Consider the following 25,844-nt stretch of genomic DNA (forward strand, 5'->3'; position numbering starts at 1 on the left):
CTACAACAGCATCTAGGTTTCTCTAAGAATGGAGAAACGAAATGGCGATATGGTATTTATGCGGAAAGAAAAAACATATTCTATCTGTCCTTAATTGGACAAAGGTAATAAAAATTACATTAATACGTGTTTATGAGTATTCAGATTCCAGAATGGACATGAGCAGTAAGGATCTATACCCGTTACCCGTCTTTATCTCGTCACGTAGAATTCCGTCTAAACGGAATCCTTCTGACCTGTACAGATTTGAGGCTCGTTCATTATCTTGAAATACATCAAGCCATAGTTTATGAAATCTGAGTGAGATAAAGCAATATTCTTTGATAAGACAGATACACTGTCTACCAATTCCTTTCCCTTTTTCGCTAATGACTATTCGTCGAAACTCAAGAGATTTATTCGGATTTTTAATGCCACATAAAATAATAAACCCGATTATTCTTCCGGATGGTTTATCCCATACGGTGAGATGTTCCATATTTTCATCATCTATGGTAGCCTTATGTTGCTCGCTGGTATATGGGAAAATAAAAGACTTATTTCCGTCTTCATTTTCAAGTCCGACTATTTCGGATATATCTTCCAAACGAGTTTTCATTAAACGAATAGAATTAGTTTCCATTATTGATAAGTATTAATTTAACAGCGTTAAGATATAACATTTTTTTTCACTCATTCTACATTCACTCTATCATTAGAATAACCAGGTAAAGAAATTACTAAAAAATGTAATTCTTCTGAACCTTTATTTGAGATTTTATGCGAGGCTTTAGAATGAACCTTTATTCCCTCATTCTTTGACACCAAATATTCTTTCTCTTCTATCAAAAATGAGGCTTTCCCATTCATAATATAAAAGAACTGTTCGACTTCGTCATGAAAATGTAAACGCTCTTCAGTATTTGGTGGCATCTTTTCTTCTTTGATAATAATATTATCAGATTGCATCAACGTCCACGCATCGCAATTGTCGCCCCATGTATAATGGTTCTTATCTGTCTTACTGAAAATCATGATTTCGATTGTTTATTATTAAATACAAAACTATAAATATTAAGCCTGTTTTATTATAGTATTAAACTGATGCACTCTATATCCCAATACTCCTGCATTGAAGTCAATTGAAATATGCAGAGCTACAACAATCCAGATGTTTTGTGTGAAGTAGTAAATTAAGCTAACCACCAAACCCAGAATAAATGCTCCTACTAAGTTTTTCATTCCCGTATCAATATGAGTTATAGCGAAAATGACGTTAGTAAATAAGAAACTACCGATTACACCAATATGTTGTATTGCAAACTCGTACACAAACATCCTAAACAGAACTTCCTCACAAAACCCGGCACTGATGGCTACCATGATAAACCATGATAGTTCCTGTCTCGATGTTGGCAGATAGTTTACAACTTTTTGTGATTTACTGGCGAAATCAGTAAGGTTTCTTTCGTTAATCCGTGAGCTCCTGTACTGAACGTAACCAAGTAATACTATCAAAGACATAAAGACTGTGTTCAGTAAAGACAATTCAAATTGAAAACTTAATGATGGGATAGGCTCTAAGTAATCATTCAAAACGACCGAAATAGTCAAAAACCAAAAGACTAAAATGGTCTTTTGGTAGTCTTTGATTTTATCTTGCGAGGAATCTGATGTCTTTCGCTTTTTTATTCTATAATGGTCAACGATAAGGAATATCGGGTATAAAACGGTTATCAGCACAAAAAGAAACTGTCTCTCCATTTGAAAAGTCTTAATAAAGTGGGGTAAGCCATAGACTTACCCCCAAATTATTATAGAGGAATATTTCCTACGATTGATATTACAGCACCTAATCCATTCAACTTATCGGTAGAAAGCCCCCATTTGTCTTTTTTACCGATGTGATAGCGATAGTTCAGCCCGGCTTCTATGTCAATGTATTTGTGAACTTTTACACCAAGTTTAAGGTCAGGAGTGGCAAACACACCGCCCAGCTTTTCTCTGGTCATTGTTTCATCAGAATCAACACCATTATTGTATCGGTATTCCATGTGCATTGCTCCATATCCGGCACGAAGCCCCGTGTAAAGATAAAGCGGAGATGCCAATTCAAACTTATAGCCCACCTGTAAGCTATATTCATACGCCCGGATTTTATCAGGGTTATATGGATTTTTTTTCCAGATGTCAGAAGGAGACAGACTACTGTATTGTGCAAGACCCAGATATAGTTTGTCGTTGAAATACAGACCAACTTCTCCGCCTAACGAGTAAAAGCTGTTCAAAGGATTTTTACTGAAATGGTACAGATTGTTAGCTTTCACCACGAAACATACCGTAGGTTTGGTGTCGTCAGGAATTTGTGCCTGCAAACCAAACGGTAGGGCACATAAAAGTAGCATACGAAACAATAGGTTCTTTTTCATCTTTTTAAATTTGTTTTTTCTGTGATGAAGCTATCAGATTTATTCATCCCCCTGTGTAGTCTGAAAAATCATGATGGTTTCATTTTATTTATATAACGTTTAAAATTAACGTTGCAAAGAAAGCCATATTCATCACCCGTTTTTAAAAGGATTGACGAGTGGTTGCGTATTCTTGACGAGCTGTATGGCGACCTCGTTTTAATACGGTAAGTTTGTTTTATGAATAAAGTGCGATATATAAATAACAACCTGATGATTGTGCTATTTTGGGCATTTATAGCAACCATCCTTATATTCCAGTTATTGGCGGTAGACGAATATGACCTCCATAAAGCCATTATATACAGCTCGATGATTACAAGTACTTTCGCCATTTATGTACATTTGGTGCTAAGGAAAGTCATAAAGAGATACATCCAGACCAAACGCATATCTTCCCTGATTCTGTGGGTTTTTATCACTGCTTTCATAGCTTCCATCATACTTACTCTTGAAGATTATACAATCGATAGTTTTTTTAGCCAAGATTGGAATAGGCACAAGGAAACTATGTTGCCACAGTTTTTTGGAATGCTGATGGCAACTATTCTCATATCCGGCATTGCGTATTCATTTGAATTATACCGACATCATATAGAAACTTTAAAAGCTACACAGGTGCTTAAAGACAGTTTAAACGACTTAAAGGTGAAGAGTATCCGTCAGCAGTTAAGCCCTCATTTTACATTTAATATTCTGAACAACCTGCAATTCCTTATTCAAAAGGATAAAAATGAAGCATTAAAACTGCTTTCCCAATACAGTAAAATATTGAGGTATTATGTGTACGAGTCGCAGAATAAGGCTATTTTGCTCAATGACGAAATTGCATTTTTAAAGACGTACTTAGAACTTGAAAAAGACCGATTAAAAGATGAAGCTCAGGTCGATGTGAATATTTCCATTGAACCGAATGATTTAAAAATTGCTCCCTTTATACTATCTACATTTGTTGAAAATGCATTCAAGCACCTCTCTACAAAACACAAGTGGGTATCTGTATCCATCCAATATAAGGGGAATAAACTATATATGAATGTAAAGAACAATCATGATGACAAAATAAACGAACAGCCAAAGGGAATGGGCTTAGAGCAGGTCAAAAAAAGACTTCAATTGATATATCCCGATAAATACATTTTGGAATTTGACAAAACCAATAATGTGTTTTCTGTACAGTTGAATATTAAATTTGAGTAGGATGAAACTAAAATGCATAATCGTGGAGGATGAGCGTGTAGCGAGAGAAGGCCTTCAAAGCTATATCGAACAATATGATTTTCTTGACTTAGCAGGTAGCTTCTCCAATGCTAGAGATGCACTACAGTTTTTGAAGGAACAGGAAGTGTCACTTATGTTCTTAGATATTGAGATGCCCGGAATAAAGGGGATTGAGATGGCAAAACTTTTGGACGGTTTTTTACCGCTGATAATTTTTACAACTGCTTATGCCCAATACGCATTAGAAGGCTATCGTGTAAATGCTATAGATTATTTGGTAAAGCCCATTTTTCCTGACGATTTTCATCGCTCCATCCAAAAAGCTAAGAATTATTTTGGTCTTATAGAGGTCAACGCTTCATCACCAACAACCCAAGAGCTGATTATTAAAAGCGAGGGCGAATGGTTACGTATCGAACCTTCCGAAATCCTATTTCTGAAAAGCATGCAGAATTATGTTGTTATTCATTTAGCTAATTTCAAACCTAAAATGGTTTTACAGCCACTAAGAGAGGTATATGCTCTTTTACCCTCATTCTTTGTACAAACGCATCGCTCATACGTAGTCAACATTAATCTGATAGATAAAATTGGTGATAGCTGTTTAACCCTCCGTGAGTTTACTATTCCGCTTAGCAGGTCGAGAAAGAAAGAAGTAATTGAGTTGTTTATTAATAAAAAACAATGATATTTAGATAGCAAGAATAATATTTAAAAACCTTCCAAGAGAAAATTTTTTCACAAAAAAAATATCATATTACTTCTCCCAAAGCAATAATTCCCTCTTCCAAATCTTTTTCAGAAAGTGAGCCGTAGCCCAATCTTATACCGTTTATGGTTTCATCGAAGCTATACGTATCGGGCGTAATGATTTTAATGCCTTTGCTCTTTAGCTTTTTGGAAATCTGTAACCAGTCCACTTGCTTATTAGGAACGACCCAAAACGCCAAACCACCTTCGGGAATTGTATAAGTTGCTTTATCCTTAATGTATTTATTCAACACAGTTGCCATAAAATCTCTTTTGACTTTGTAGTGATTGGTTGACTTTTTGATATGCCGTTTTATTGTACCGTCTTTGATAAGTTGCAAAACCGCCTGTTCCATTATGCTGTCGCTCTGCACATCAATAATCTTTCGCAAACTGCCCACCTGTTCAATCAAATCACTGTCGTTACTTGCCAAATAACCGATACGTAAGGCGGGTGCAACAACTTTACTCATTGTACCAATGTAAACGTAGTTTTTTAGTTCTGTAAAACTTGATAATGGCAATACCGGACGATAACCAAAATGAAACTCATTATCGTAATCATCTTCAATAATTGTAAAACCGTGTTTGTTGGAAAGCCCTATCAATTCCAATCTTCTTTTCAAACTCAATGTTACAGTAGTCGGATATTGGCGATGCGGTGTAACGTAAATTGCCTTTATCTTTTTTCCCGATTTCAGATAAGAAGTTACCTCATCAATCTTCAGACCTTCTTTATCCACACTTACAGGCAAAAGTTTTGCACCTGCATGCTCAAAGGCTTTCCAAGCAGGTTTATATCCTGGATTTTCAACAAGTACATAATCACCTTTTTTAAACAAACATTGAGCCGTTAGATACATCGCCATTTGACTACCACGAGTGATGCAAATACTTTGTTCGTTTATCTGCATACCTCTTTGATGATTGAGCATCTGAACAATAGTTTTTCTAAATTCCAAATCGCCTAATTCATTGCCGTAGCCCATCATCTGCCACCTTGCTTTTTGGTTGAAGATTTGGCGGTATGCCCTTGCCAGTTCTGGAATGGGTGCAATTTTACTGTCGGGGCTTCCGTCATCAATTTGCAGATGATAATGCTTACCCTCTTTATTTTCTATGCTAGAAGTTAAAGGCTTAATTTTTTGTACTTCTTTAAAATCAGGCAATGTATCAGCAACAAAAGTTCCCTGCCTTTCTTTGGAAACCAGCCAACCCTCAATAAGCAATACATTAAGAGCTTCTACAACCGTATTCCGATTGACCTTTAAAAGTTGTGCAAGGTTTCTACTGCCCGGCAAGGCATCACCTGATTTTAACCTCCCCGAATGAATATCTTTTATAATAGCATCGGCTATTTGTAGATAAATGGCTTTATCGGATTGTTCGTCTAACTGTATTTCAAATTTCCAACCTCTCAGCATCTGGACTATCTATTTTTACAAAAACTGTATCATTATAACAGTCCAAAGATACAATACTTTTGTAATGCAATAATGCAACAGAACAATAAAAAATTTCAGTTATGTCAAAATTAGAAACAGCGACAGAAGTAAAAAAATCAATCCACGCAGAGCAAAAACAATTCAGCTCAAAGGACTTCCATCAAACCTTTGCAAGACCAACTTTTGTGAGGACATCACACGTTATCCACAAAAATGTTGAAAATGCAGGCGTACACAATCAGTTTTCGGAAGAAAGAAAACACCCTGTTTTCTTTGTGGATTTACCGAGCAAAAGACGTAAGTATGACCATTGGAGGGTTACTTCCCGGACAAAAAACACACAAACACCGCCACACCTACGAAACCATATTGTATGTGCTGGAGGGTAAAGGTTCTACTCTTGTAGAAGACGAAATCGTAGAATGGGAAGCAGGCGATGCCGTTTATATTCCGTCGTGGGCGTGGCATCAGCATCAAAACCTCAGCGAAACTGAACCTGCAAAATACATCGCTTGCGAAAATGCACCTCAACTACAAAACTTAGGAGTAGCATTACGTGAAGAAGAAGGTAGAGATTTTTAATTTTTAAAACAGGACAGCAAATGAACAAAGTACCATTTAAAGGCGTAATCGCATACCCGGTTACACCATTTGATGACAACGAGAATGTCGATATTTCGTTATTCAAAAAACAAGTAGAGCGATTGGTTACAACAGGTTCACACGGTATTGCTCCATTGGGTAGCACAGGTGTAATGCCTTACCTCAACGATGCTGAAAAAGAAGCCGTAACCGAAGCGACTATGCAACAGGTAGCAGGCAGAGTGCCTACATTGGTAGGTGTTTCCAACCTTACTACGGAAAAAACCGTTTACCACGCACAATTTGCCGAAAAAGCAGGTGCTACGGCAGTAATGATTATCCCGATGAGCTATTGGAAACTGACCGACGACGAAATTGTGAAACATTACGATGCCGTTGCTTCTAAAATTTCCATCCCCATAATGGCATACAACAACCCTGCAACAGGCGGTGTGGATATGTCGCCTGCATTGTTGAAGCGTTTATTGGAAATTCCGAACGTAACGATGATAAAAGAAAGTACAGGGGATATTCAACGTATGCACTATTTGAGAAGAGAATTAGGTGAAGAAGTAGCTTTTTTTAACGGTTCTAACCCATTGGCACTATCCGCTTTTTCGGCAGGTGCAAGAGGTTGGTGTACCGCTTCGCCCAATCTAATACCCGAACTCAACATTGCCCTTTATGATGCCATACAGGAGAACGATTTGGAGAAAGCCCAAAGAATATTCTACAAACAGTTTGATTTGTTAAAGTTCATTGTAGCCAAAGGTTTACCACGCTCTATAAAGGCAGGCTTAGACCTATTGGGAGTAGGTGGAGGCGGTTTTAAAAGCCCTTTGAAACCACTTAGTGAAAATGAAATAGCCGAACTGGACAGCATACTTTCGGCTATTGAAAGTGAAGTTTATCAGTATTAACCATAATTCTAAAATAACGTAAAATGGCAAAAGCAATTTTTTATCACGCAGGTTGTCCTGTATGCGTAAGTGCAGAAAAGGACATTTTAAATCTTATACCTGAAAATCAGGTTGAAGTAATCCATTTGGGTACAGACAAAACAAAAGTAAAAGAAGCAGAAAATGCAGGTGTACAATCTGTTCCTGCATTGGTTTTGTCTAATGGCAATGTGCTACACATCAACTTTGGTGCTTCCATAGAAGATTTAAAGTAACGTCAATCTAAAAGCCCGAAAGCAGTAAAGACTTTCGGGCTTTATACACTATTGTTTCAATGTTAAACTACTACAAGCAAATTATAATATGAACCCTAAAGGAGAAACTAAACTTGCCGAAGAACAAGACGAGTATTCGGAAAACGTGAAAGTAACATTGATATTGAATGGTAACACAAAACATATCCAATGGAACAAACAGATACCTTTGCTTGATGCGATGCTCAATGCCGGAGTTGATGCTCCGCATTCCTGTTGCAGAGGTACGTGTGGCACTTGTGTATGTAAATTGGAAGAGGGCGAAGTGCGTTTAAGGAGGAATTTCGTTCTATCTGAAGCCCATATACAGCAAGGCTTGATTTTGGCTTGTGTGTCCAATCCTATAAGCGATAGCATTAAAATAAACTATGATAAGTTTTAATATTTAAAAAAAATGAACATCAATATCCAACCCCTGTTAGAAAACGAAAAAGCAATCCTTTATCCATTGCAGGAAAAGGATTTTGAGGCTTTGTATACCGTAGCATCCGACCCCAAAATATGGGAACAGCACCCCAATAAAGACCGTTGGAAAAAAGATGTATTTAAAACATTCTTTGACCTTGCAATGCAAAGCAAAGGAGCATTTAAAATCGTAGATAAAACCACAGGAAACATTATCGGAAGTACACGCTTTTACAATTACAACGAACAGGAAAACAGCATTTTCGTAGGCTATACCTTTTATGCCGTTGCCTATTGGGGCAAAGGCATAAACAAATTGGTAAAAGTCACGATGTTGGATTATATTTTCCAATTCGTTTCAAAAGTATATTTCCATATCGGGGCAAACAATATCCGTTCGCAGGTTGCCATAGAGCGTATCGGTATAGATAAAATTGCGGAGGAAGCAGTAACCTATCCGGACGGAGCATCACGATTGAATTTTGTCTATGGAATAAGTAAAGAAAAATGGTGTAAACCGAAAAAGCGATGAGCGTTGTTCTGGACTACTTACATATCATCAAACTGTACCATCAAGCTAATCCTGTAATTTGATACTTTTACAGCATTAATCAAAATAATTTATTGAAATGGAGTACAACATTAAGAAAGTAGGACTAAAAGATTTAGACACAACAGCAGAGTTATTTAATCTCTATCGGGTTTTTTACCGTCAGGCAGATGATTACGAAAAATGCAAACAGTTCATTAAGGAAAGATTAGACAACGACCAATCAAACATTTTTGTCGTGTATGCAGACGGCAAAGCAGTTGGTTTTGTTCAGCTGTACAAACTATATCATTACATCAAACTGGCAAAGCAATGGCTGTTGAGCGATTTGTTTGTTCATCCCGATTACAGATGCAATGGACTATCAGTTGCTTTAATTGACAGAGCCAAACAGTGGTGTGATGAGACAGGAGCTTGCGGATTGATGTTGGAAACTGAAAAAACGAACGACATTGGCAACAAGCTTTATCCACGTTGCGGATTTGAATATGACGATAAGCACAATTATTACTATTGGTGGAAATAAAAAGAAAAGGCGGACTAAGTCGGTTCGCCTGAAATTGGTCGGATGGCTGAGTGGCAAAGCAAGGATACGCAATATCTTTTACAATGGTTCAAATCCATTTCCGACCTCAAAATATTCCAAGAAAACATCAACGTATGAATGAAGAAATCTTGCGAAATATGGCAGTTATACAAGAACGGATAAACAATGCCTGCAAGGAAAGTAACAGAAATCCCGATGAAGTAAAATTGTTATTAGCAACTAAAACCGTACCTGTCGAACGTATCAAAATTGCATTGCAAGCAGGACATACACTGATAGCAGAAAACAAAGTGCAGGAACTCAAAGAGAAATATGAAGCATTGAAAGGTGTTTCACATACCAATCATTTCATTGGGCATTTGCAAACCAATAAAATCAAAGAGGTTTTAAAATATGATGTTTCCTGTATTCAATCTCTTGACCGTATAGACTTGGCAGAAAAGTTACAGCAACGTTTGGAGTATGAAGATAAAACGATAGATATACTTGTACAGGTCAATACGTCCAATGAAGAAAGTAAATTCGGGGTGCATCCCGATAAAGCCATAACTTTGGTTCAGCAGATTGCCCGATTGAACCGACTAAAAATAAAAGGATTGATGACCATTGGTTTATTCAGTGCTGAAACCGAGAAAGTGAGACAATGCTTTAAATTATTGAAAAGTATTCAACAGGAAATTATCGCATTAAACATTCCTGATATACAAATGAAAGAATTGTCAATGGGAATGAGCGGAGATTTGGAAACAGCTATTGCAGAGGGAGCAACAATAATACGTGTAGGAACAGCAATATTTGGCCAGAGAATACATCCTGACAGTTATTACTGGGATGAGACCAATTAATGTTTAGTGATTTAGGTCCGCATACGTAACAGACAAACACCATCTTTCAGCTGAGTGCCCATATTTTTTAAAGGAACTAAATTAACCCAGTCCACTCATTAATTGATATTAAATCCTTGCTCTTATTCTGCTCAATGATACTGGCGAAACGCCAATATAAGAAGCTATCTCTTTGAGCATGACTCTTTGAAATAAGGATGGTTGTGTTGACAAAAGCTTTTGATATCGCTCTTCTGGACTCAGTAAAATATAATCGAGGTGCCTTTCTTCCGATAATATTCCTTCTTTCTCAGTTATCACACGAGACCAATTTGCTATTTCGAGGTTCTCATTATATAGATTTCGCATCTTCTCCATATCGATTTTTAACAAGCTGACACTTTCTAACGCTTGAAAATTTTCATACCCTTTTCTTTTGTAAAAGTATCCATATGTAGATGTGACAATATCACCTTCTTTCGGAAACCAAAAAGTAATTTCTCTATCCTCGGTGTTTATATAGGCACGAAGTATTCCCTGCTTTACAATATAGGAGTGCATATCCAATTTCATGTCGGATATTAGCAATTCTCCTCGTTGCATTTCTATAAGGGTTAAACAAGTACAAATTTTTTCTAAGGATCCTTTAGAAAGTAATTCTTTATAGGGGATGTACTCGCTGTAATTTTTATTTTCCATTTAAAATTTTGTATTGCGATAGTATTTACAAAGGTACAAAAAGGTAATGTCTCGAAGTTTCTTAACACAAGTTAAGTAACTTAACTACTTAAAGGAATATATTTGCGATGTATCATAACGTAAGCAAAAAACGAAAATTAAAGAAGTGACATTTTGCGATATAAGCCGAGAGCAGATCGCAAAGATTCTCTCAGATGAATCGGAACTTTAGCTGAAGCAACAACTGTGCAAGCATTAATTTTGATGTCTAGTGTGGTTTATAAAAAGGTTTGTAAAAAAATAAAGTATGAAAGAAAAACTCAGATCATTAATTTCCAAGGTAAAGGAACAAGAGAGTTTTAATGGTGTGGCTCTACTAGCAGTTGATGGAGAAATACTATTGAGTGAAGCAATAGGTATAGCAGAAAAAAAACAAAATACAGCGCGTTTATTGACAACGAACTCAATGTTTGAACTCGCTTCTGTCTCAAAGCCCATTACGGCGACAGCAATTATTCGTCTGCAGCAAAAAGGAAAGCTAGATTTCGACAACCCCATTTCCAATTGGATTCCAGAACTTCCATATTCCGGCATCACAATTCGACATTTGTTAAATCATACCTCTGGTTTACCTGATTATATGGAGTTGTTTGCTAAAAAATGGAACCCAGCCCGCTATGCTTTTAATGAAGATGTACTTCGTCTAATAGTAGAGCATCGACCTGATGTATTGTTTGCTCCCAATGAAAGCTGGGAATACAGTAATACTGGCTATATTCTTTTGGCAATCCTCATCGAACGAATATCTGGTCAGTCGTATAGCGAGTATCTTGAAGAAGCGATATTTAAGCCGTTAAAAATGGACCGAAGTATGGTGTTTAATCGTAGAATTAATTCTCGTTTTACGCCATTAGATTACGCATATGGGTACGTATATCGCATTGGATATGGCGGTTATGTATTGCCTGACGAAATACCTGAACTTAATTATGTGAAATATTTAGATGGTTTACAGGGAGACTGAATGATAAACAGTACTGTGAATGACTTGCTACGCTTGGATAGAGCTTTGTATAATGATGAATTCATTATCGCAGAAACGAAAAAACTTATGTACTCACCAGCTATAATAAATAATGGGGTATCTATTAATTATGGGCTGGGATGGTTTCTTCAAGAAGATGATCGATTAGGAAGCATAGTTTATCACACGGGTGGTTGGCCGGGGTATTCAACGTTGTTTAAGCGATATATTGACCGTGATATAACCCTTATACTCTTGCAAAATGGTGAACGGAGTCACTCTTATACCCAGCAATTAGTGACAAGTTTTGAGCAAATCATGTGTGACGATGACTCTTATGATCTACCAATTCCTTTAGAAAACAAAAATATTATTGAATTTAACCCGAGGAATGTCCAAGCATTTACTGGAAAGTATAGGTTTGGCGACGAGGAGGGGAAATCTCTTGCCGTAGATATATATATTGATAAAGAACAACTATGTATGAAATTAGCAAATGGTATGATATTAACACTTTTACCACTAAATTCAAACCGCTTCTTTGAAGAGCATACTGCTACCGAGCTAGAGTTCATATTCCAGGAGATGGATAATAACATTCGCCTGCTTTGGTATACTAACTCCGAACCAGAAATAGCTCAGCGTATCTTTCAATAAGGGTTAAATTAATTAACATATGCAAAGTACATTTAAAGTTTATAGAGATATTTTTGCTATATGACAAAAAAGAAACAAATTTTAAATCAGATTCATACATCTTCTTGTCCTCACGAGCCTTACGTGCTGGTGGAGAATATACTTTCTGAGATATACATAAAACAAAGTTTGAAAACGTTGGATATTTCTGAGAATTTCAATATACCAAAACCAACGGCTGTAGCCATTAGAAATGAATTGCTTTCTAATGGATTAATAGAACAAGTAAATAGAAAAATCCATTTATCCCCTCGAGGTATTGAATACGTAAGAAATACGCTCAGATACGGACTTGTCTGTTTAGACAAATACCAACAATTTATTCATGGGCATTCTGAAATAGTCGAATTTATACACTCCAAAATCCAATCAATTTTGAAACAACGACCATATGTAAAGTATGAATTAGACCAAGCACATTGCACTATTGAAACCCTTTTGAATAGGGTCAGATTTTCTTTGTTAAACTTTGATATCATCGGTAGAAGAGTACTTTGCATTGGAGATGATGACTGTCTTAGTATTGCTATTATTAGCGTTTTGAAAGCCATCAGCATTGGTAAAGGCTTAATTTGTGATATTATAGTGGTCGACATTGATGAGCGATTAACCAAGTTTATAAAACTAACAGGTATAAATGAAAATTACCCAATTGATACAGTACTTGGAAATCTGCAGTGCCATTCTTCCATTAAACTCCCCCAAAATATTGATACTGTTTTTACAGATCCACCATATACCATAAACGGTCTTAATTTATTTCTTTCGGTAGCAAATATTTCTTTAAAACCTAGTATTGGAGGAAAAGTGTATTTGTCATTTGGTCAAAAGAAAGCTATGGATTTGATGAAAACGCAAAATATAATTGATAGTAATGGATTTTTGATAGAACAAATTAGAAAAAAATTCAACAGATATGAAGGGGCAAGCATTCTCGGTGGTAGGAGTAATATGTATTACTTAATGAAGATAAAGTCAAAAATTGACACGGCAGTAGAGATAGAAAATATTTATACCTATTCAAATAGAAATAAACAAAAAAGAGATAATTGAGAAATTGAAAAAAGATATTAATACGAAAGGGATACACTACATATTAGACCTCTGGAATTGCAACCAAAAAATTTTGAATCAGCCAAATACATTGTTAAATATTCTTACCACTTGTAGTGAGAAGCTTGAAACTCAAGTTGTCGGAAAATGCTTTCACCAGTTTCAACCGCAGGGAGTGACAGGAATATTACTACTGGCCGAGTCTCACATCTCAATACATACATTTCCTGAGTATAGTTATGCCAGCGTTGATTTTTATCTATGTAGTACTGATAGGGATGCGATTGAAGCAGTTACTTGGATAATAGACCAACTTTCCTCTGAAAAGTGGCATATCAAAACTTTGGTTCGTGGCGTGTTGTGAAAAATAAATCCACAATGAAAGTCGTATGAAATGTCTCCACCTAATTGCGTTAAACACTATACAATTGAAGACATTTTAAATCCGCCCGATACTGGTTAAGGATTGGCTTACCAAAATTTGACATAAGAGGTATCGCTCAATCTTTTGATAACCCTTTTTCCTGTGCTTGTTTGGTGTAAAAATGAGACACCTCCACTTACACCGTATAAGTCAATTCTATTTAATATTTCAGCTTCCAAACCCAACCACATCGCATTGAATATGCTCAATGTATCTCCGTGGGAAACAATAATTATATTTTCATCATCATGGATGATGATTTCGTTGTAGAAAGGTAGTAATCTTTGCCAAACATCATATCTGGATTCTGCATCGTTAAAGCATTTATCGTAAATTGTTATTTCCTCATTTTCGATGTTTTCTTTTAGCCATTGTACAGATTTTCCGTTTGCTTTACCTAAACTCCTTTCTTTTAAAGCATCTGTTATCCGAGGTTGTATATTCAGCTTTTCTCCAATGATTTCGGCAGTTTGTTTTGCTCTTTTAAGAGGGGATGTAAAGAGCGAAAATTCATTATTTTTAATCTCTAATTGTAGACTACAGGCTATATTTTCTGCTTGCTCAATTCCTTTTTCAGATAGTTCCCAGTCTGTCCATGAACCAATCATTCTATTAGTATGATGAATTGATTCGGGATGTTGGATGGTGATTATATTTTTCAATACGGTCATTTTGTTTTATAGTCTTTATGCAAAGTTTGGTGACAGTTTTGCGTCCGCACCGGACGGAGAACATTCTTAACCAAAAAATACGTAGGCGTTTTGTGCTAATTTAAAGAAAAACACAACACGAAATATATTATAAGCTGAAAATGCTCAATGTTAGATTGTTACTAATCCTGCTGTATCAAATGCTGTAAATCGGGGTCGTTCTTGATACGCTCCATTTCGCTTTCCACAATCTGCAAAACGTCCGTTTTGACTTGCCTGTAATTGTCTTCAATGACTTGCTTCATATTGTCGTTGCCGTTTTCATCAGCAAAAGATAAAATCTGCGGTATCTTCTGATATGCTTTGGTTTCGGCAGAAACCTTTTCGTTATCCACTACAATTTCAGCATGAAATATTTTCTGCTCGATACGCTCATCGAAGTTGTCCGATACTGCCCCGACAAATATACCCTGTGTGAGCGTGGATATTTTGGAAGCCGGAATAAGGCTGTCTAATTGGGTGGATATAGAAGTAGATTTGTCATTACGGTTGATGGTCATGCTTTGCCGTTTCTGCAACACTTTCCCGAAGCGTTCACTTAGGTTTTTAGCTGTTTCGCCCACTACCTGACCGGAGAAAATATTGCCCACCGTATTTTGGATGACCTTGCTTTCCTTGTCGCCGTAATCCCTTATTAATTGCGAATAGTCTTGAAAACCCAAGCACACAGCCACCTTATTGCTACGTGCCGTTGCGATAAGATTATCCAAACCCCGAAAATATATCGTAGGCAACTCGTCTATGATAACGGAACTCTTTAACTTATCTTTCTTATTGATAAGTTTTACAATCCTCGAATTGTACAATCCTAAAGCGGACGAATAGATATTTTGACGGTCGGGATTATTACCCATGCATAGGATTTTCGGTTCTTGGGGGTTGTTGATGTCCAGTGAAAAATCATCCCCCGTCATTACCCAATAAAGTTGTGGCGAAATCATGCGTGACAACGGAATTTTTGCCGATGCTATTTGCCCCTGCAACTGGTCTTGCGCTCCGCCCTGCCACGCATCCATGAAAGCCGATAAATAGTTTTCAAGTTCGGGGTATGAGGTCAAAATTGTAAACACGTCTGCATATTTTTTATTAAGCAATTCAATAGCATGGGGAAACGTGCAATACTTCCCGTTTTCATAGATTTTCAGAAACCAAATGATTGAAGCAAGCAGTATAATTGGGCTTTCCACGAAAAAATCCCCTTGCTTCAAAATCCACGACCTGTTGAGGTTTAACATGATGGTATAAGAGGCTTCGTAAGCATCGGATATATCCGTCATAAAGGCAGGGCTTAACGGATTGCATCTATGGCTTCGGCGTGGGTCGTCAAAATTGATAACATAAAACTTGGGTGTTATCTTATACTTATCGGAATGTTTCAGCAAATGGTTGTAGGCAATGGTGGAAAGGTCGTCAAACTTGAAATCGTAGATATACATCGCAAAGCCCTTTTCGATATGTTGCTTGATGTAATTGTTTACGATGGCGTAGGATTTTCCGGAGCCGGGAGTGCCAAGCACAATCGAAGCTCGAAAAGGGTTGACGATATTAATCCATCCATTGTTCCACTTGCCTTTGTAAAAAAACCTTGTGGGAAGATTGACCGAGTATTCATTTTCTATCAGACGGGTTTCTTGTTGGAAACTCTCGTTTTCATTATTAAAAACATCGTCCATCAGATTGTTGCGGAGTAGTCTGCTCATCCATACCCCTGCCATGAGCAAAGCTATATATCCCAAGCCCGTTGTAAGGATGTAAAGCGATGTGGCAATCACTGCCGACAGCTTTAATAATGGTATGTTCAGAAAGAACAGCACAAAGCCAATACCTAAGGCGGTGTAAATCTTAGCCCATGTTATCTTTTCATTCTTTACGCCCTTAGTACCGAGACAGCTTAACGCCAACAATAGCAATGCGAAAATCTTAGTGAAAAGCGTGTGTGAAAAAAGCCCTGCGGTACGGTTGAAATTGGTCAGTATCTTGCCGATGATTTCCAGTGTCCATCCACGCTCGGCAAAGAAACCGTAACAGAACCAATAAAAATGCATCAGTACCAATAGAATACTTACGGCACGCATAAAAGCCATAATTTTGGCTAAGCCTCTCAAATCGTCTTCTCCTTGCATAACAAAAATTTTAGTGATGCAGGGAATTTAGAGGCTATTTAAAAGCACTTATTCAAAGCGGTGTCGGATGGCTTTTGGTGGCTTAGTTTGGCTGAGTATAGTAGAAGCCGAAAAAGTAAAACTTGCTATTGAGTATCAAGAGCAATTTTTTGTAACTTTGTTCCTAACAAAAAACTAAAATATTTAATCCAATGAAGCTGTAAGTAACCGTTCAAAAATGGAGTTGACAATTCATCACTTTGTATAAGTGATGAAGAAATGCATGCAAAACTTTAAATTTAGTACAATGACACAGCTACAAATGATTGATACGACCAAATCAATCGCTCAACAGGACGAAAATGTTTCCGCAGTTTTAATGTATGGGTCGTTTACCAAAAACGAGGGCGACCAATATTCTGATATTGAGTTTTATATTTTTCTGAAAAGCAAAGAAAATTTTTCTGCCAAAAAGTGGGTAAACAAGATTTATTCGACAACGTTATACTTTACGAATGAATATGGCAGTGAAGTCGCAATTTTTGAGAACCTGATTAGAGGTGAATTTCATTTTTTAACAATAAATGAGATTGACGTCATAAAATCGTGGGAGGGCTTTGTATCGTTCAGTGATTTTGACCAAATGAACTTAATTGACAAAGACGGTTTTTTGACTGAAACACTTAATCAAATAAAAACAAAATTGCCCGACAGAACTACAAATGAAAATATCTTATTTTTAAGCCAATCATTACTGAATGTATTGTTGACAACAAGTAACTTGATTAAAAGAAAGGAATACGCTCACGCTTACCAAAGCCTGTCAAACGTACAAAAGTATTTACTTTGGTTAATCCGAATAGCAACAAATCAAACCCACCATTGGGAAAGTCCGACAAAAAGTTTAGAGAATGATATTGACAAAGATTGGTATTCAGAATTTAGATTGACAACATCTGATTTGGACACTGGCAATTTAAAAGTAGCTTTCCAAAATTCATTGAACTTATCAAAAAAGCTGTTTGATGAATTAGGTGTTAAGACAGACCTAAAACGACTACTAAATAGGATTGAATAAGCTGATTTTCTATTTCTTTATGTGGTTGGGAAATGTTTATTGCTTGTAATCTATTCCTACAAATGCGGTTTACCCATCCACTCTGTTAAACGTTTCATTCAAAGCTAACCATCAAAGACCAAGATGTTAATCCTGGTCTTTGATGGTCAAAAAAGCTATTGTTGTCTTCCATGCCTTTTGCGTTTCTTCTTTTTCTTCATACGGTTGGCAAATTCCTGTTCCTCGTAGTCTTCGCCCTGTGCCTCCGGCAGTAGCCCACCCAATCCGTCTATCCATAAATCATCGGTCTGCTGTTCTTTATTTAGGAAGTTAAAAAGTGCATGGGCTTCCTCTTTCTCTACGGTGTTGCCTGTGATCGATGACTGATTTTGTGCGTTTGTTTTTTCAGTTTCTTGGCGTTGCCCAACCGCTTGCTCGTTCCACCAATCATTAAAGACATTCGCCGAAAGGTTTTTACCTAAAGCTGAACCGTTCCAAACGGTACGGCTTTCGTGGTCGATAAAAGTCATACCATATATACGCGCCTCATCGTTGCGCCGTACCACGGTATTGATACCCTGTTCCAATAACTGCTTTTTAAAATCGGTTTCGTTTGTAGCGGTGTGTATTGCCACTTCAATGGTGCTTTTGAGTACAGCTCTTACGGGGTCGGCTTTCATTTTCTCTTTAGCCTTTGCGAATTGGTTTTGCAATTCGTCCAGTCCTGCCTGCTTCCCGAAAAGGGATGCCTTAAAAGGATTGCTCGCTTTTTCTCCCTGTTCGTTCAGCGCAAAATAAACAAGACCGTTTTTAGGCTGTCCGTGCAGTTCCCCTTTGACTTCCTCCGCCGTAATATTGAAAAGCGATAGCAAAGCGTTGTACGCTCCGAGGCTTGCGTAACTGTAATACTTCGGCAAGTGTCGCACCACCGATGCGATTTGGCTCTTAACGTCTCCGGCTCTGTAATCCACCGGACGGAATACCTGCTCGTTTCCGGTACGCTGTTTTTCCGTTGCAGGTATAAGATTGTACATTTGTTCCAAATCCCGACAGATTGCCATCGAACGTGGATGGTCGTAACTGTCCCGTAGCTTCTTGCCGTCCAAACCCACACAGACCGTTACGATATGAATATGGGTGCGTTCAATATCGGTATGCTTAAAAACGATATATGGTTGGTTGCCATATCCCATGCGCTCCATGTACTCCTGCGCCATTTTTACGAACTGCCCATCGCTAACCCTATCCACAGGATCAGGGTTCAGCGATATGTGGCGCACTGGCTTTTCCGTTCTGATATTTGCGGACAGATACGGCTCAAAACACAGGTGCAGGTAACTGGTCGAATAGGTATTATCCAATGTTTCGGGTATTCTGTTCAATAATAAAACCTGCCCGTTTTCACTGTCAATCTTCTTTTGGTTGTATGAAATTGCACCGTACAAATTCTCGCTCTTGCCAATCTTTGCTATCATCTTATCTATGTTTTTGTAGGTGTTCTCTTTCAAATTCCTGTGTTAGCTCAATCACTTTCCGGCATAAATCCGCCATTTCTGCCGTCTGCTTTTCCAGTTTAAAGAGGTAAGCCGATGCCTTTTTCTCCGAGAAATTGCGGTAAAGTATCTTCACGATTTGGTTATAATTCACACCAACGGCTCTGAACTGGCTGTAAAAATTGGTGAGCCTTGTATGAAAATCGACTGCATCCATATCAATTTTTACGGTCTTTATTGGCTTCTGAAAGATACAGGCTGTAATGAAATGTGCCATTACTTTCATTCCCGATTGCTCGAACAACGTAAGAAACTGTGCATTTTCCATGTCGTTGAGACTAATCGAATAACGGTGGCTAGCAGGGTCTTTCTTAGGCTTGCGACCAACTTTGTTTGTTCGGTTTCTTCTGTTGTCTTCCATATATAAATCCATTAATAATTACTATAAACTGCGACTTCGGAGCGGTTTTCAGCCCCCTGCAAGATCAAGTGGTTTTGAGGTGCGGGAATTTATTTCGAGCATCTCAAAACATAACTTGCTCTGTTCGGGTGAACAGAAAATCCGCCTTACGGGTCGGATTGGATAAAGCGGAAAAAAACGGCTTTGAGCCGTTCCACTCGTTAATGCTATACCCCAATAATTTCTCCATTCACCCCTTGCATTTAAGTCCTTACAAAGTAAGGGTAGCTTTTCCAAAACATTGCCCTATCGCTCCCGACCAAACATTGCCAATAAATGCCCCAAACTACCGCGTTAAAAGAGTGCATCGGAATAACCTGCTTCTTTGTGCTATCAGTCACGCAAGCCTGTTTGCAGGCATCCGCTCCCGATGGCAACGCTGAATGACAGAGCGCAGGATTGCAGGAATGCCGCAACGCATGACGGCATTCCGCACGGCAGGCAGGAATATCGGACGACAAGCAAGCCATCGGTCTTGCCCGTGTGAAAGCCGTAATGACGGCACGGCTGACTGAACGAACGATGGCAAGCCCGACAGACAGGATTGTATCAAGACTGCCGGACGGTGTGCAGGGATGACAGCCCTGTTTCATGCAGGACGGCAGGCAGTACACGGAAAATAGAAACTTAAAAATAGAATAGAAATGGAAGCAACAAACAGGACAAAATTCATTGCTTTTTCAAGCCAAAAAGGAGGCGTTGGAAAAAGCACATTTACAACCGTTACGGCAAGCATACTCCATTACCAAATGGGTTATAACGTAGCCGTTTTTGACTGCGATTATCCACAGCACAGCATCTGTCAGATGAGGGAACGGGATTTGAAAGTGGTCATGCAAAACGAGGTGCTGAAAAAACTGGCACACCGCCAATTTTCCACCATCAACAAGAAAGCCTATCCGGTATTGCAAAGCAAGGCTGACAATGCCCTAACGGATGCGGAAGCATTCGTAAAGTCCTCGGCTGTTCCCGTGGATATGGTTTTCTTCGATTTGACGGGTACGGTGAACACTTCGGGCTTACTGAATACTCTGGCAGGAATGCACCACATCTTTTCGCCCATCACCGCAGACCGTGTGGTCATGGAAAGCACATTGAGCTTTACCGATGTGCTGACCAACGTCCTTATGAAACATGGGCAGACCTCCATCGAAACCATAAGGCTGTTTTGGAACATGGTCGATGGCAGGGAAAAATCGCACCTGTACGAAATCTACGGCAACGTCATTAAGGAGGTCGGACTGCAAGCAATGGAAACACGTATTTCCGATAGCAAACGCTTCCGCAAAGAAAGCGAGACAACCGCAAAGAACGTCTTCCGTTCAACGTTATTGCCTCCCGATAAAAGATTGTTGAAAGCCTCCCGCTTGGATTTGTTCATCAGTGAATTTTTACGAACCATCAAACTGTAACTGCTATGGAAAACGAAAACAAGAAAAAACCGAATGCTCCGATTGACGAGGCATATCTCATGTCCATTATGGCAGGCGAAACAAAGAAGCCCCAACAGGCGGTAGCTCCCCAAGAGCCGAACGCAGAGCCGACAAAGGAAACCACTACGGAAAAGCCCGTAACCAAAGAGCGTACCCGACAAAAAAGGGCTTCCGGTACGGGCTATGGTGAGCGTTTTCTCAACAGCCATACCATGACACGCCGTGGCGACAAGAGCATCTACATCCGGCAGGAATACCACGAACGGCTTTCCCGTATCGTGCAGGTTATCGGGGAAGATAAGATACCCCTTTATGCCTATTTGGACAATATTCTCGAACATCATTTTGAGCAATTCGAGAAAGCCATCACCGATGATTTCAACGATAAGTTTAAACCCATTTTTTAAAGTATTCGATTATGAACAAGACACAGCAAAACCAACAGAAAAAAGTACTGCGCATAGCCCGATACAAGTCGGCTTTTCTAAGACCGACCGGAGTTGTCGCACGGTGTGGAAAGTCGGTATATATCTGCCCCGATTTCCACAAGAAATTATCCCGTATCGTCTGTATTCTCGGAGAAGGAGATATTACGCTTACCGATTACCTGCACAGTGTACTGAAATACCACTTTGAGGATTTCGGCGAGGAAATAAATACAATCCATGCCCGAAACCAAAAGCCAATATTATAGCTATGGAAACATTGATTGTAATATGCCTTATCATCGTCATCATCCTTTTGCTGAAAGATAAGGTGGTCATCCATAAGACTATCCGCAGGGAAATAAAGCCGGAAAAGAAAAGTCCCGACCTGCCGGATATTATGGGGCTTCCAAAACCTGTGGAACGCCACACCTTGCCACTGGATGCCACAAAGAGACAATCGGGCGAACGTGACGGGATAGCTGATAATTTTGGTACAGAAACCTACGGGATAGGTTTTGGATTGGAAAATCCGCAGATTGAGGGAGAGCCGGATGAAGTTTTCGGGAGTATGTCCGATTTTGAAAATCAGGAAGACGAATGGGATGAGTACGGGTTTGAGGACAGCGACAATGAGTTTGCCACAGGGGTTACCTTTGATGAACTGACAACCGTGGGGGCATGGTTGGAGCAAGATACACTTGAACCTGCCCAGCAACAGAAAGCGGTGGATATAGTTCAGCGATTACAGGGAACGGAATTGTTAAGTCTGCTCGAAAACTCAATGGATGGGGCTTCACGGAAGATTGCAGAATTGTTGGACAAGAGCCTCTCCGCCGGAACGGATTTCAGTTCTCCCGATTTGCGGAAAAGTGATTTAGAGGATTTCGACATTGGGGAGTTTGTGTGAACAAACTCCCTTATTATTTGGTCTTGATTACGAAGTTATATAAAAAGTCTATAATCATACGATTTTCCCTCAAATCTTGAAAGCAGTTTACCAATTCGAGCAATCTGATTTGATGAATCAATTGTCGCAGGAAGTTTAGAATATAAATCAAGAGAGTTCCAATTCATCTTAGTTAATCCTAATATTTCTCTCGCAATAATATCTATATTCGATTCACCATAATGCTTAATTATTTTTATCGGTGCAGGGATACTCCGACCCCCTAAATAAAATTTATAGTTAGGTTGTCGTACAGAAGGTACTATACCATGTGTCCATAACAGAGCTGTATGTTTATTTGTCACAATGCAAGTACCTCTTGAGATTGGGAATTTGTCAATTTGTAAATTATTCTGATACACACTCATTGCTAAGAACCGTGCATCTGCTTCGTAATTTATTTCTATAAGGTCAATCTTTTTTATTCCAGCTTTATTAAGACTTCCTTTTATACCGTTAATTTCATCCTCCGTAAACTTGGTTCTTTTGTGTATCACCACTCTTTCAGGTATTTTGTCCATCGACTGATAAAATAGTTCATGGATTGATACCCCAAATTGAAAAGCTTCCTTAAAAGACAGATAAGGGTTATTTTGATTATCTAAAAAATAATTATCAATTTTTGAAAGCCTATATTTTAACCCTTGACCATTAGAATCGTAAATATGACTACAACCGATAACAATTTCAGATTTATCTCCCCTATGTGAAATACTATACCCAATTCCTGCATAAGCTGTGTTTTTCTCTTGACCATATAACAGCCAAGGTGTTCTAAGTGATTTAACGTAAAAGGATAGTGAAAGCCACCAATAAATTTGACACTTCAATTTATCATCTAATGTCTCCTCTCTTATTAATTGGGTAGTAACGCCTTTGGAAGCAGAAAATGCCTTGACGTAATCATGTAAGTCAAAAGTTTCACCTTGATTAGTGTAATTCTCAAATGGTTGCCATTCATTGGGAATAAATATCACGACAGGTCCCACACTTTGAGTATTCGCTAATTGTTCTATTCTCGATGTTATCAATCTTGCTAATTTCAAAGCATTTGTATGATTTTCCTCCACACTATCCGCTTTAAAATTAATATCTACCCATTTTTCGCTATTATCAGCATTCGGTATATTTATAGGTAAATTGTATGTAGATAAAAAACCAGGATATTCGATTAAGTAGTCAGAATTGTTGTTTTCTGGCGCATGCTTTGAATTTAATTCTGAAAGGAAATCAAATAGTTTGTCAGCATAATTTCTACCGCATATGACGGTGAGATTTACCTCCGTCGAATAGACTAATCCATTTAAATTGACATCAAAAGGCCTATTATTGACTAAACCTCTCATCGGGTGATAATCTTTGAATTCGATATCTGATGCAACATTTCGGAACATCAACTGTGGTTCTAAAAACTGAACACCTCTAAATTGGGTTTGCCTTTTGTTATAATTATTCGGATTATATGTCCGAAAATTTGGGTCTAAAACATTAATTTCACCAAATGCAGTATTGGAAGATATTTGAAACTCAAATCCAGTTCCCGACTTTTCGGGATATTCGAATTTTAAATTCCTTTCTGGAAATATAATTCCATTCCAAAAATTCAATAATTCATCATATTTATTGTTGTATAATTTTTCTAATTGCCCTTTACTTATCGATTGTTTATGCTGTTTTGAAATCTCGTTATTAGAAGTAAGATGAACGGCAGGAACGAAAGATAAATATGCAAATTTGCTGTTTTTATCGAAGTAAAACGAAAGAAACAATGCCTTGTGTATGTTAATCTCATCGTATTTACCAACGATAGATTTTAACCAAATTTTATCCTTGAAATTCGTATCTATTTCATACTTGTTGATAATATATTTCAAGACTGCTTTTAACATTAAAGACTGAAAGGCAGAAACATTTTCTACATCATATTTTGAAATAGGCTCTCTTTTTATTTCCGATTTTAGGTGTGCTTTGAAAACTTTATCTATGTCTGTTAACGTTCCGACAGCATAGACCTTACCTTTAAAAGGTACTGCACATATACTTGTTTCCTTTGTTATTTCCTTTAAAAAACTCCACGGTCTTTCATCTTTATAATCTATCTCAAACTGAAAAACTTCTTTTGGAAATGTAACAGCATGAAGGTTGCTTTTTATGTATTTATCGGTTTTCTTAATATTTAGGCTAAACTCTGTTTTAAAATATTCTTCATCTTTTGAGGACTCCAAAGCTTTTTGGATTTGTTGCTCAATTTCAGAATTTCCCTCAAATGCCGATTTTGATAAATGTATTAAGGTCTTATCGAAACCATCAGTTGATATGTAATATGCTTCTCGTCCCGACTTCCTGATTTTTGAAATCAAATCAGATACTTCTTTATTTATTTGGTCACCAAATCCACACCAATATAATCTACCAGAGCCTTTTTTGGAGAACGCCATAAAAATTGCGTCCATAAGAGACTTATCTCTGCCACTATAGCCTAACACTATTAGGTTTTTATCAATGTGATAATTAGAAAAATGCTCTATAAAAGTATCATTTTGATTATCTAACTCCTTTTCCGTATTCTTCAGAGTAGAGAATTTGTAATCACCATGTAAGGCGATAGTTAGCAACTCTTTACTACTTTGATTTCTATAAATTCTATCAGCGTTATCTAATGTTACCTCTATTGGTGTCAGTTTATTCTGATGTGCTGAACGAACAATTAACCCATCAAAATTTGTCGTCCAAACGGATTTGACAATGTTATGTTCAGCTAACGTGCAAAGTAATTTATATCCGATATAGGGTTCTTTATTTTCAATGAGACTGAAAAAATATTTCCGTCTATCATCGGCAATAGGATAAGCTTTTTCGGCATAAAAAGAATATTCATTAGGAGAATCTATAGGAGGATATTCTCCTTGATTATCTAACCAGTTTTGAATGCTCTTTCGGACAGATTCATTTTTGTAGTTTTTATAAAACTCTGCGGAATTTATATTTTTCGAAAGATAGATATCCTTCTTCCATTCCCAAATACAATCGTATGCAGATTGAATTCCAGAACTAATTGAAGCTCCTGCACCTAATAAAAATGAATGTGGAACATCCACATTTCTTTTAAATGACCTTAAAAAGGCATCATATTCAAGTTGTATATTTTCCGTCATAAAGTAATAATTCCAAGTTATTCAGGAACATAAAAGTCCTATAATTTCTACCATGAAAAATGAGCGATTAACAATAAGTAATGTTCAAATCAGTTTTGAAACACTTAAAAGTTTTGCTTGATTCAATTATTTGCTAAAATACTAATTTTTGAGTGTCTAATCGCCACTCACTGCCAACTAATTCCGCTGAATTCCACTTTC

General features: G+C 37.7%; 29 protein-coding genes and 1 tRNA gene. 19 read left to right on the top strand and 11 right to left on the bottom strand.

What is annotated here, in order from left to right:
• Positions 1-130: 130 nt before the first annotated feature.
• From K5I29_RS03370 to K5I29_RS03385, 4 genes are all read right to left on the bottom strand, one after another.
• The gene (locus K5I29_RS03370) at positions 131-622 is read right to left on the bottom strand and encodes a GNAT family N-acetyltransferase (protein ID WP_264434442.1); all 492 of its coding nucleotides are present in this window, start codon (positions 620-622) and stop codon (positions 131-133) included.
• 50 nt (positions 623-672) lie between these two features.
• Positions 673-1,014: a cupin domain-containing protein gene (locus tag K5I29_RS03375; protein ID WP_264434443.1), complete on the bottom strand. Its 342-nt coding sequence runs from the start codon at positions 1,012-1,014 to the stop codon at positions 673-675.
• 39 nt (positions 1,015-1,053) lie between these two features.
• Entirely contained in the window at positions 1,054-1,503 is a 450-nt protein-coding gene (locus tag K5I29_RS03380) for a CPBP family intramembrane glutamic endopeptidase (protein ID WP_264434444.1), read from the bottom strand.
• Positions 1,504-1,793: 290 nt separating this feature from the next.
• On the bottom strand, positions 1,794-2,408 hold the full coding sequence (locus K5I29_RS03385; RefSeq protein WP_264434446.1) for a porin family protein: 615 nt from the start codon (positions 2,406-2,408) through the stop codon (positions 1,794-1,796).
• A 219-nt stretch (positions 2,409-2,627) separates the two neighbouring features.
• On the opposite strand from K5I29_RS03385, the gene K5I29_RS03390 reads away from it, so the two are divergent.
• Together K5I29_RS03390 and K5I29_RS03395 are read left to right on the top strand one after the other, a co-directional pair.
• On the top strand, positions 2,628-3,647 hold the full coding sequence (locus K5I29_RS03390) for a sensor histidine kinase (RefSeq protein WP_264434447.1): 1,020 nt from the start codon (positions 2,628-2,630) through the stop codon (positions 3,645-3,647).
• Positions 3,648-3,669: 22 nt separating this feature from the next.
• Positions 3,670-4,356, top strand: a complete 687-nt coding sequence (locus tag K5I29_RS03395) for a LytR/AlgR family response regulator transcription factor (protein ID WP_264434448.1) — start codon at positions 3,670-3,672, stop codon at positions 4,354-4,356.
• Between the two features lie 64 nt (positions 4,357-4,420).
• On the opposite strand, the gene pdxR is transcribed toward K5I29_RS03395, so the two are convergent.
• Complete coding sequence (gene pdxR, locus K5I29_RS03400; protein ID WP_264434449.1) at positions 4,421-5,842, bottom strand: MocR-like pyridoxine biosynthesis transcription factor PdxR; 1,422 nt, start codon at positions 5,840-5,842, stop codon at positions 4,421-4,423.
• A 324-nt stretch (positions 5,843-6,166) separates the two neighbouring features.
• Here pdxR and K5I29_RS03405 point away from each other — a divergent pair, with 324 nt between their 5' ends.
• The 8 genes from K5I29_RS03405 (at position 6,167) to K5I29_RS03440 (ending at position 10,005) form a co-directional block, all read left to right on the top strand.
• Positions 6,167-6,445 carry a cupin domain-containing protein gene (locus K5I29_RS03405; RefSeq protein WP_264434450.1) on the top strand — a complete coding sequence of 93 codons (279 nt, stop codon included), beginning with the start codon at positions 6,167-6,169 and terminating at the stop codon, positions 6,443-6,445.
• 20 nt (positions 6,446-6,465) lie between these two features.
• Entirely contained in the window at positions 6,466-7,365 is a 900-nt protein-coding gene (locus K5I29_RS03410) for a dihydrodipicolinate synthase family protein (RefSeq protein WP_264434451.1), read from the top strand.
• A 23-nt stretch (positions 7,366-7,388) separates the two neighbouring features.
• Entirely contained in the window at positions 7,389-7,619 is a 231-nt protein-coding gene (locus K5I29_RS03415; RefSeq protein ID WP_264434452.1) for a thioredoxin family protein, read from the top strand.
• A gap of 88 nt (positions 7,620-7,707) precedes the next feature.
• Positions 7,708-8,040: a 2Fe-2S iron-sulfur cluster-binding protein gene (locus K5I29_RS03420; RefSeq protein WP_264434453.1), complete on the top strand. Its 333-nt coding sequence runs from the start codon at positions 7,708-7,710 to the stop codon at positions 8,038-8,040.
• Positions 8,041-8,052: 12 nt separating this feature from the next.
• A complete protein-coding gene (locus K5I29_RS03425; protein WP_264434454.1) occupies positions 8,053-8,595 on the top strand; it encodes a GNAT family N-acetyltransferase in 543 nt (180 codons plus the stop codon).
• A gap of 97 nt (positions 8,596-8,692) precedes the next feature.
• Complete coding sequence (locus K5I29_RS03430; RefSeq protein ID WP_264434455.1) at positions 8,693-9,139, top strand: GNAT family N-acetyltransferase; 447 nt, start codon at positions 8,693-8,695, stop codon at positions 9,137-9,139.
• 36 nt (positions 9,140-9,175) lie between these two features.
• A tRNA-Ala gene (locus K5I29_RS03435) sits at positions 9,176-9,246 on the top strand.
• Between the two features lie 27 nt (positions 9,247-9,273).
• Positions 9,274-10,005, top strand: coding sequence for a YggS family pyridoxal phosphate-dependent enzyme (locus K5I29_RS03440; protein ID WP_264434456.1), 732 nt, complete (start codon positions 9,274-9,276; stop codon positions 10,003-10,005).
• Between the two features lie 108 nt (positions 10,006-10,113).
• Here K5I29_RS03440 and K5I29_RS03445 read toward each other — a convergent pair whose 3' ends face one another.
• Positions 10,114-10,683: a Crp/Fnr family transcriptional regulator gene (locus K5I29_RS03445; RefSeq protein WP_264434457.1), complete on the bottom strand. Its 570-nt coding sequence runs from the start codon at positions 10,681-10,683 to the stop codon at positions 10,114-10,116.
• A 286-nt stretch (positions 10,684-10,969) separates the two neighbouring features.
• Here K5I29_RS03445 and K5I29_RS03450 point away from each other — a divergent pair, with 286 nt between their 5' ends.
• Genes K5I29_RS03450 through speD form a run of 4 tightly spaced genes read left to right on the top strand, consistent with a single transcriptional unit; the run spans position 10,970 to position 13,799 of the window.
• On the top strand, positions 10,970-11,686 hold the full coding sequence (locus tag K5I29_RS03450; RefSeq protein ID WP_264434458.1) for a serine hydrolase domain-containing protein: 717 nt from the start codon (positions 10,970-10,972) through the stop codon (positions 11,684-11,686).
• Positions 11,687-11,701: 15 nt separating this feature from the next.
• A complete protein-coding gene (locus tag K5I29_RS03455) occupies positions 11,702-12,343 on the top strand; it encodes a beta-lactamase family protein (RefSeq protein WP_264434459.1) in 642 nt (213 codons plus the stop codon).
• Between the two features lie 60 nt (positions 12,344-12,403).
• Positions 12,404-13,435, top strand: a complete 1,032-nt coding sequence (locus tag K5I29_RS03460; RefSeq protein ID WP_264434460.1) for a bis-aminopropyl spermidine synthase family protein — start codon at positions 12,404-12,406, stop codon at positions 13,433-13,435.
• A 4-nt stretch (positions 13,436-13,439) separates the two neighbouring features.
• Positions 13,440-13,799: an adenosylmethionine decarboxylase gene (speD, locus tag K5I29_RS03465; RefSeq protein ID WP_264434461.1), complete on the top strand. Its 360-nt coding sequence runs from the start codon at positions 13,440-13,442 to the stop codon at positions 13,797-13,799.
• Positions 13,800-13,906: 107 nt separating this feature from the next.
• Here speD and K5I29_RS03470 read toward each other — a convergent pair whose 3' ends face one another.
• On the bottom strand, positions 13,907-14,530 hold the full coding sequence (locus tag K5I29_RS03470) for a histidine phosphatase family protein (protein ID WP_264434462.1): 624 nt from the start codon (positions 14,528-14,530) through the stop codon (positions 13,907-13,909).
• 161 nt (positions 14,531-14,691) lie between these two features.
• A complete protein-coding gene (gene mobC, locus K5I29_RS03475; RefSeq protein WP_264434463.1) occupies positions 14,692-16,692 on the bottom strand; it encodes a conjugal transfer protein MobC in 2,001 nt (666 codons plus the stop codon).
• A 301-nt stretch (positions 16,693-16,993) separates the two neighbouring features.
• Here mobC and K5I29_RS03480 point away from each other — a divergent pair, with 301 nt between their 5' ends.
• Positions 16,994-17,749 carry an aminoglycoside 6-adenylyltransferase gene (locus K5I29_RS03480; RefSeq protein WP_449404060.1) on the top strand — a complete coding sequence of 252 codons (756 nt, stop codon included), beginning with the start codon at positions 16,994-16,996 and terminating at the stop codon, positions 17,747-17,749.
• A 155-nt stretch (positions 17,750-17,904) separates the two neighbouring features.
• On the opposite strand, the gene K5I29_RS03485 is transcribed toward K5I29_RS03480, so the two are convergent.
• Both K5I29_RS03485 and mobA read right to left on the bottom strand, forming a co-directional pair.
• Positions 17,905-19,203 carry a relaxase/mobilization nuclease domain-containing protein gene (locus tag K5I29_RS03485; RefSeq protein WP_264434465.1) on the bottom strand — a complete coding sequence of 433 codons (1,299 nt, stop codon included), beginning with the start codon at positions 19,201-19,203 and terminating at the stop codon, positions 17,905-17,907.
• A gap of 1 nt (position 19,204) precedes the next feature.
• A complete protein-coding gene (gene mobA, locus K5I29_RS03490) occupies positions 19,205-19,642 on the bottom strand; it encodes a conjugal transfer protein MobA (protein ID WP_264434466.1) in 438 nt (145 codons plus the stop codon).
• A gap of 683 nt (positions 19,643-20,325) precedes the next feature.
• Here mobA and K5I29_RS03495 point away from each other — a divergent pair.
• From K5I29_RS03495 to K5I29_RS03510, 4 genes are read left to right on the top strand one after another with little or no spacing between them, the layout of a single operon-like run.
• Positions 20,326-21,093 (top strand): ParA family protein, encoded by a 768-nt coding sequence (locus tag K5I29_RS03495; protein WP_264434467.1) that lies wholly within the window; start codon positions 20,326-20,328, stop codon positions 21,091-21,093.
• 5 nt (positions 21,094-21,098) lie between these two features.
• Positions 21,099-21,521 carry a DUF3408 domain-containing protein gene (locus K5I29_RS03500; RefSeq protein ID WP_264434468.1) on the top strand — a complete coding sequence of 141 codons (423 nt, stop codon included), beginning with the start codon at positions 21,099-21,101 and terminating at the stop codon, positions 21,519-21,521.
• A gap of 11 nt (positions 21,522-21,532) precedes the next feature.
• The gene (locus K5I29_RS03505) at positions 21,533-21,808 is read left to right on the top strand and encodes a DUF3408 domain-containing protein (protein WP_264434469.1); all 276 of its coding nucleotides are present in this window, start codon (positions 21,533-21,535) and stop codon (positions 21,806-21,808) included.
• A gap of 2 nt (positions 21,809-21,810) precedes the next feature.
• A complete protein-coding gene (locus K5I29_RS03510; RefSeq protein ID WP_264434470.1) occupies positions 21,811-22,449 on the top strand; it encodes a conjugal transfer protein TraD in 639 nt (212 codons plus the stop codon).
• Positions 22,450-22,484: 35 nt separating this feature from the next.
• On the opposite strand, the gene K5I29_RS03515 is transcribed toward K5I29_RS03510, so the two are convergent.
• Positions 22,485-25,643, bottom strand: a complete 3,159-nt coding sequence (locus K5I29_RS03515) for an SIR2 family protein (RefSeq protein WP_264434471.1) — start codon at positions 25,641-25,643, stop codon at positions 22,485-22,487.
• Positions 25,644-25,844 lie beyond the last annotated feature (201 nt).

It is taken from the genome of Flavobacterium agricola (genome assembly GCF_025919725.1).
Lineage (GTDB): Bacteria > Bacteroidota > Bacteroidia > Flavobacteriales > Flavobacteriaceae > Flavobacterium > Flavobacterium agricola.

Coding starts and splice junctions, on each gene's coding strand:
- K5I29_RS03370 (WP_264434442.1), bottom strand. CDS start 622: ATGGAAACTAATTCTATTCGTTTAATGAAAACTCGTTTGGAAGATATA.
- K5I29_RS03375 (WP_264434443.1), bottom strand. CDS start 1,014: ATGATTTTCAGTAAGACAGATAAGAACCATTATACATGGGGCGACAAT.
- K5I29_RS03380 (WP_264434444.1), bottom strand. CDS start 1,503: ATGTCTTTGATAGTATTACTTGGTTACGTTCAGTACAGGAGCTCACGG.
- K5I29_RS03385 (WP_264434446.1), bottom strand. CDS start 2,408: ATGAAAAAGAACCTATTGTTTCGTATGCTACTTTTATGTGCCCTACCG.
- K5I29_RS03390 (WP_264434447.1), top strand. CDS start 2,628: ATGAATAAAGTGCGATATATAAATAACAACCTGATGATTGTGCTATTT.
- pdxR (WP_264434449.1), bottom strand. CDS start 5,842: ATGCTGAGAGGTTGGAAATTTGAAATACAGTTAGACGAACAATCCGAT.
- K5I29_RS03405 (WP_264434450.1), top strand. CDS start 6,167: ATGACCATTGGAGGGTTACTTCCCGGACAAAAAACACACAAACACCGC.
- K5I29_RS03410 (WP_264434451.1), top strand. CDS start 6,466: ATGAACAAAGTACCATTTAAAGGCGTAATCGCATACCCGGTTACACCA.
- K5I29_RS03415 (WP_264434452.1), top strand. CDS start 7,389: ATGGCAAAAGCAATTTTTTATCACGCAGGTTGTCCTGTATGCGTAAGT.
- K5I29_RS03420 (WP_264434453.1), top strand. CDS start 7,708: ATGAACCCTAAAGGAGAAACTAAACTTGCCGAAGAACAAGACGAGTAT.
- K5I29_RS03425 (WP_264434454.1), top strand. CDS start 8,053: ATGAACATCAATATCCAACCCCTGTTAGAAAACGAAAAAGCAATCCTT.
- K5I29_RS03430 (WP_264434455.1), top strand. CDS start 8,693: ATGGAGTACAACATTAAGAAAGTAGGACTAAAAGATTTAGACACAACA.
- K5I29_RS03440 (WP_264434456.1), top strand. CDS start 9,274: ATGAATGAAGAAATCTTGCGAAATATGGCAGTTATACAAGAACGGATA.
- K5I29_RS03445 (WP_264434457.1), bottom strand. CDS start 10,683: ATGGAAAATAAAAATTACAGCGAGTACATCCCCTATAAAGAATTACTT.
- K5I29_RS03450 (WP_264434458.1), top strand. CDS start 10,970: ATGAAAGAAAAACTCAGATCATTAATTTCCAAGGTAAAGGAACAAGAG.
- K5I29_RS03460 (WP_264434460.1), top strand. CDS start 12,404: ATGACAAAAAAGAAACAAATTTTAAATCAGATTCATACATCTTCTTGT.
- K5I29_RS03470 (WP_264434462.1), bottom strand. CDS start 14,530: ATGACCGTATTGAAAAATATAATCACCATCCAACATCCCGAATCAATT.
- mobC (WP_264434463.1), bottom strand. CDS start 16,692: ATGCAAGGAGAAGACGATTTGAGAGGCTTAGCCAAAATTATGGCTTTT.
- K5I29_RS03480 (WP_449404060.1), top strand. CDS start 16,994: ATGATTGATACGACCAAATCAATCGCTCAACAGGACGAAAATGTTTCC.
- K5I29_RS03485 (WP_264434465.1), bottom strand. CDS start 19,203: ATGATAGCAAAGATTGGCAAGAGCGAGAATTTGTACGGTGCAATTTCA.
- mobA (WP_264434466.1), bottom strand. CDS start 19,642: ATGGAAGACAACAGAAGAAACCGAACAAACAAAGTTGGTCGCAAGCCT.
- K5I29_RS03495 (WP_264434467.1), top strand. CDS start 20,326: ATGGAAGCAACAAACAGGACAAAATTCATTGCTTTTTCAAGCCAAAAA.
- K5I29_RS03500 (WP_264434468.1), top strand. CDS start 21,099: ATGGAAAACGAAAACAAGAAAAAACCGAATGCTCCGATTGACGAGGCA.
- K5I29_RS03505 (WP_264434469.1), top strand. CDS start 21,533: ATGAACAAGACACAGCAAAACCAACAGAAAAAAGTACTGCGCATAGCC.
- K5I29_RS03510 (WP_264434470.1), top strand. CDS start 21,811: ATGGAAACATTGATTGTAATATGCCTTATCATCGTCATCATCCTTTTG.
- K5I29_RS03515 (WP_264434471.1), bottom strand. CDS start 25,643: ATGACGGAAAATATACAACTTGAATATGATGCCTTTTTAAGGTCATTT.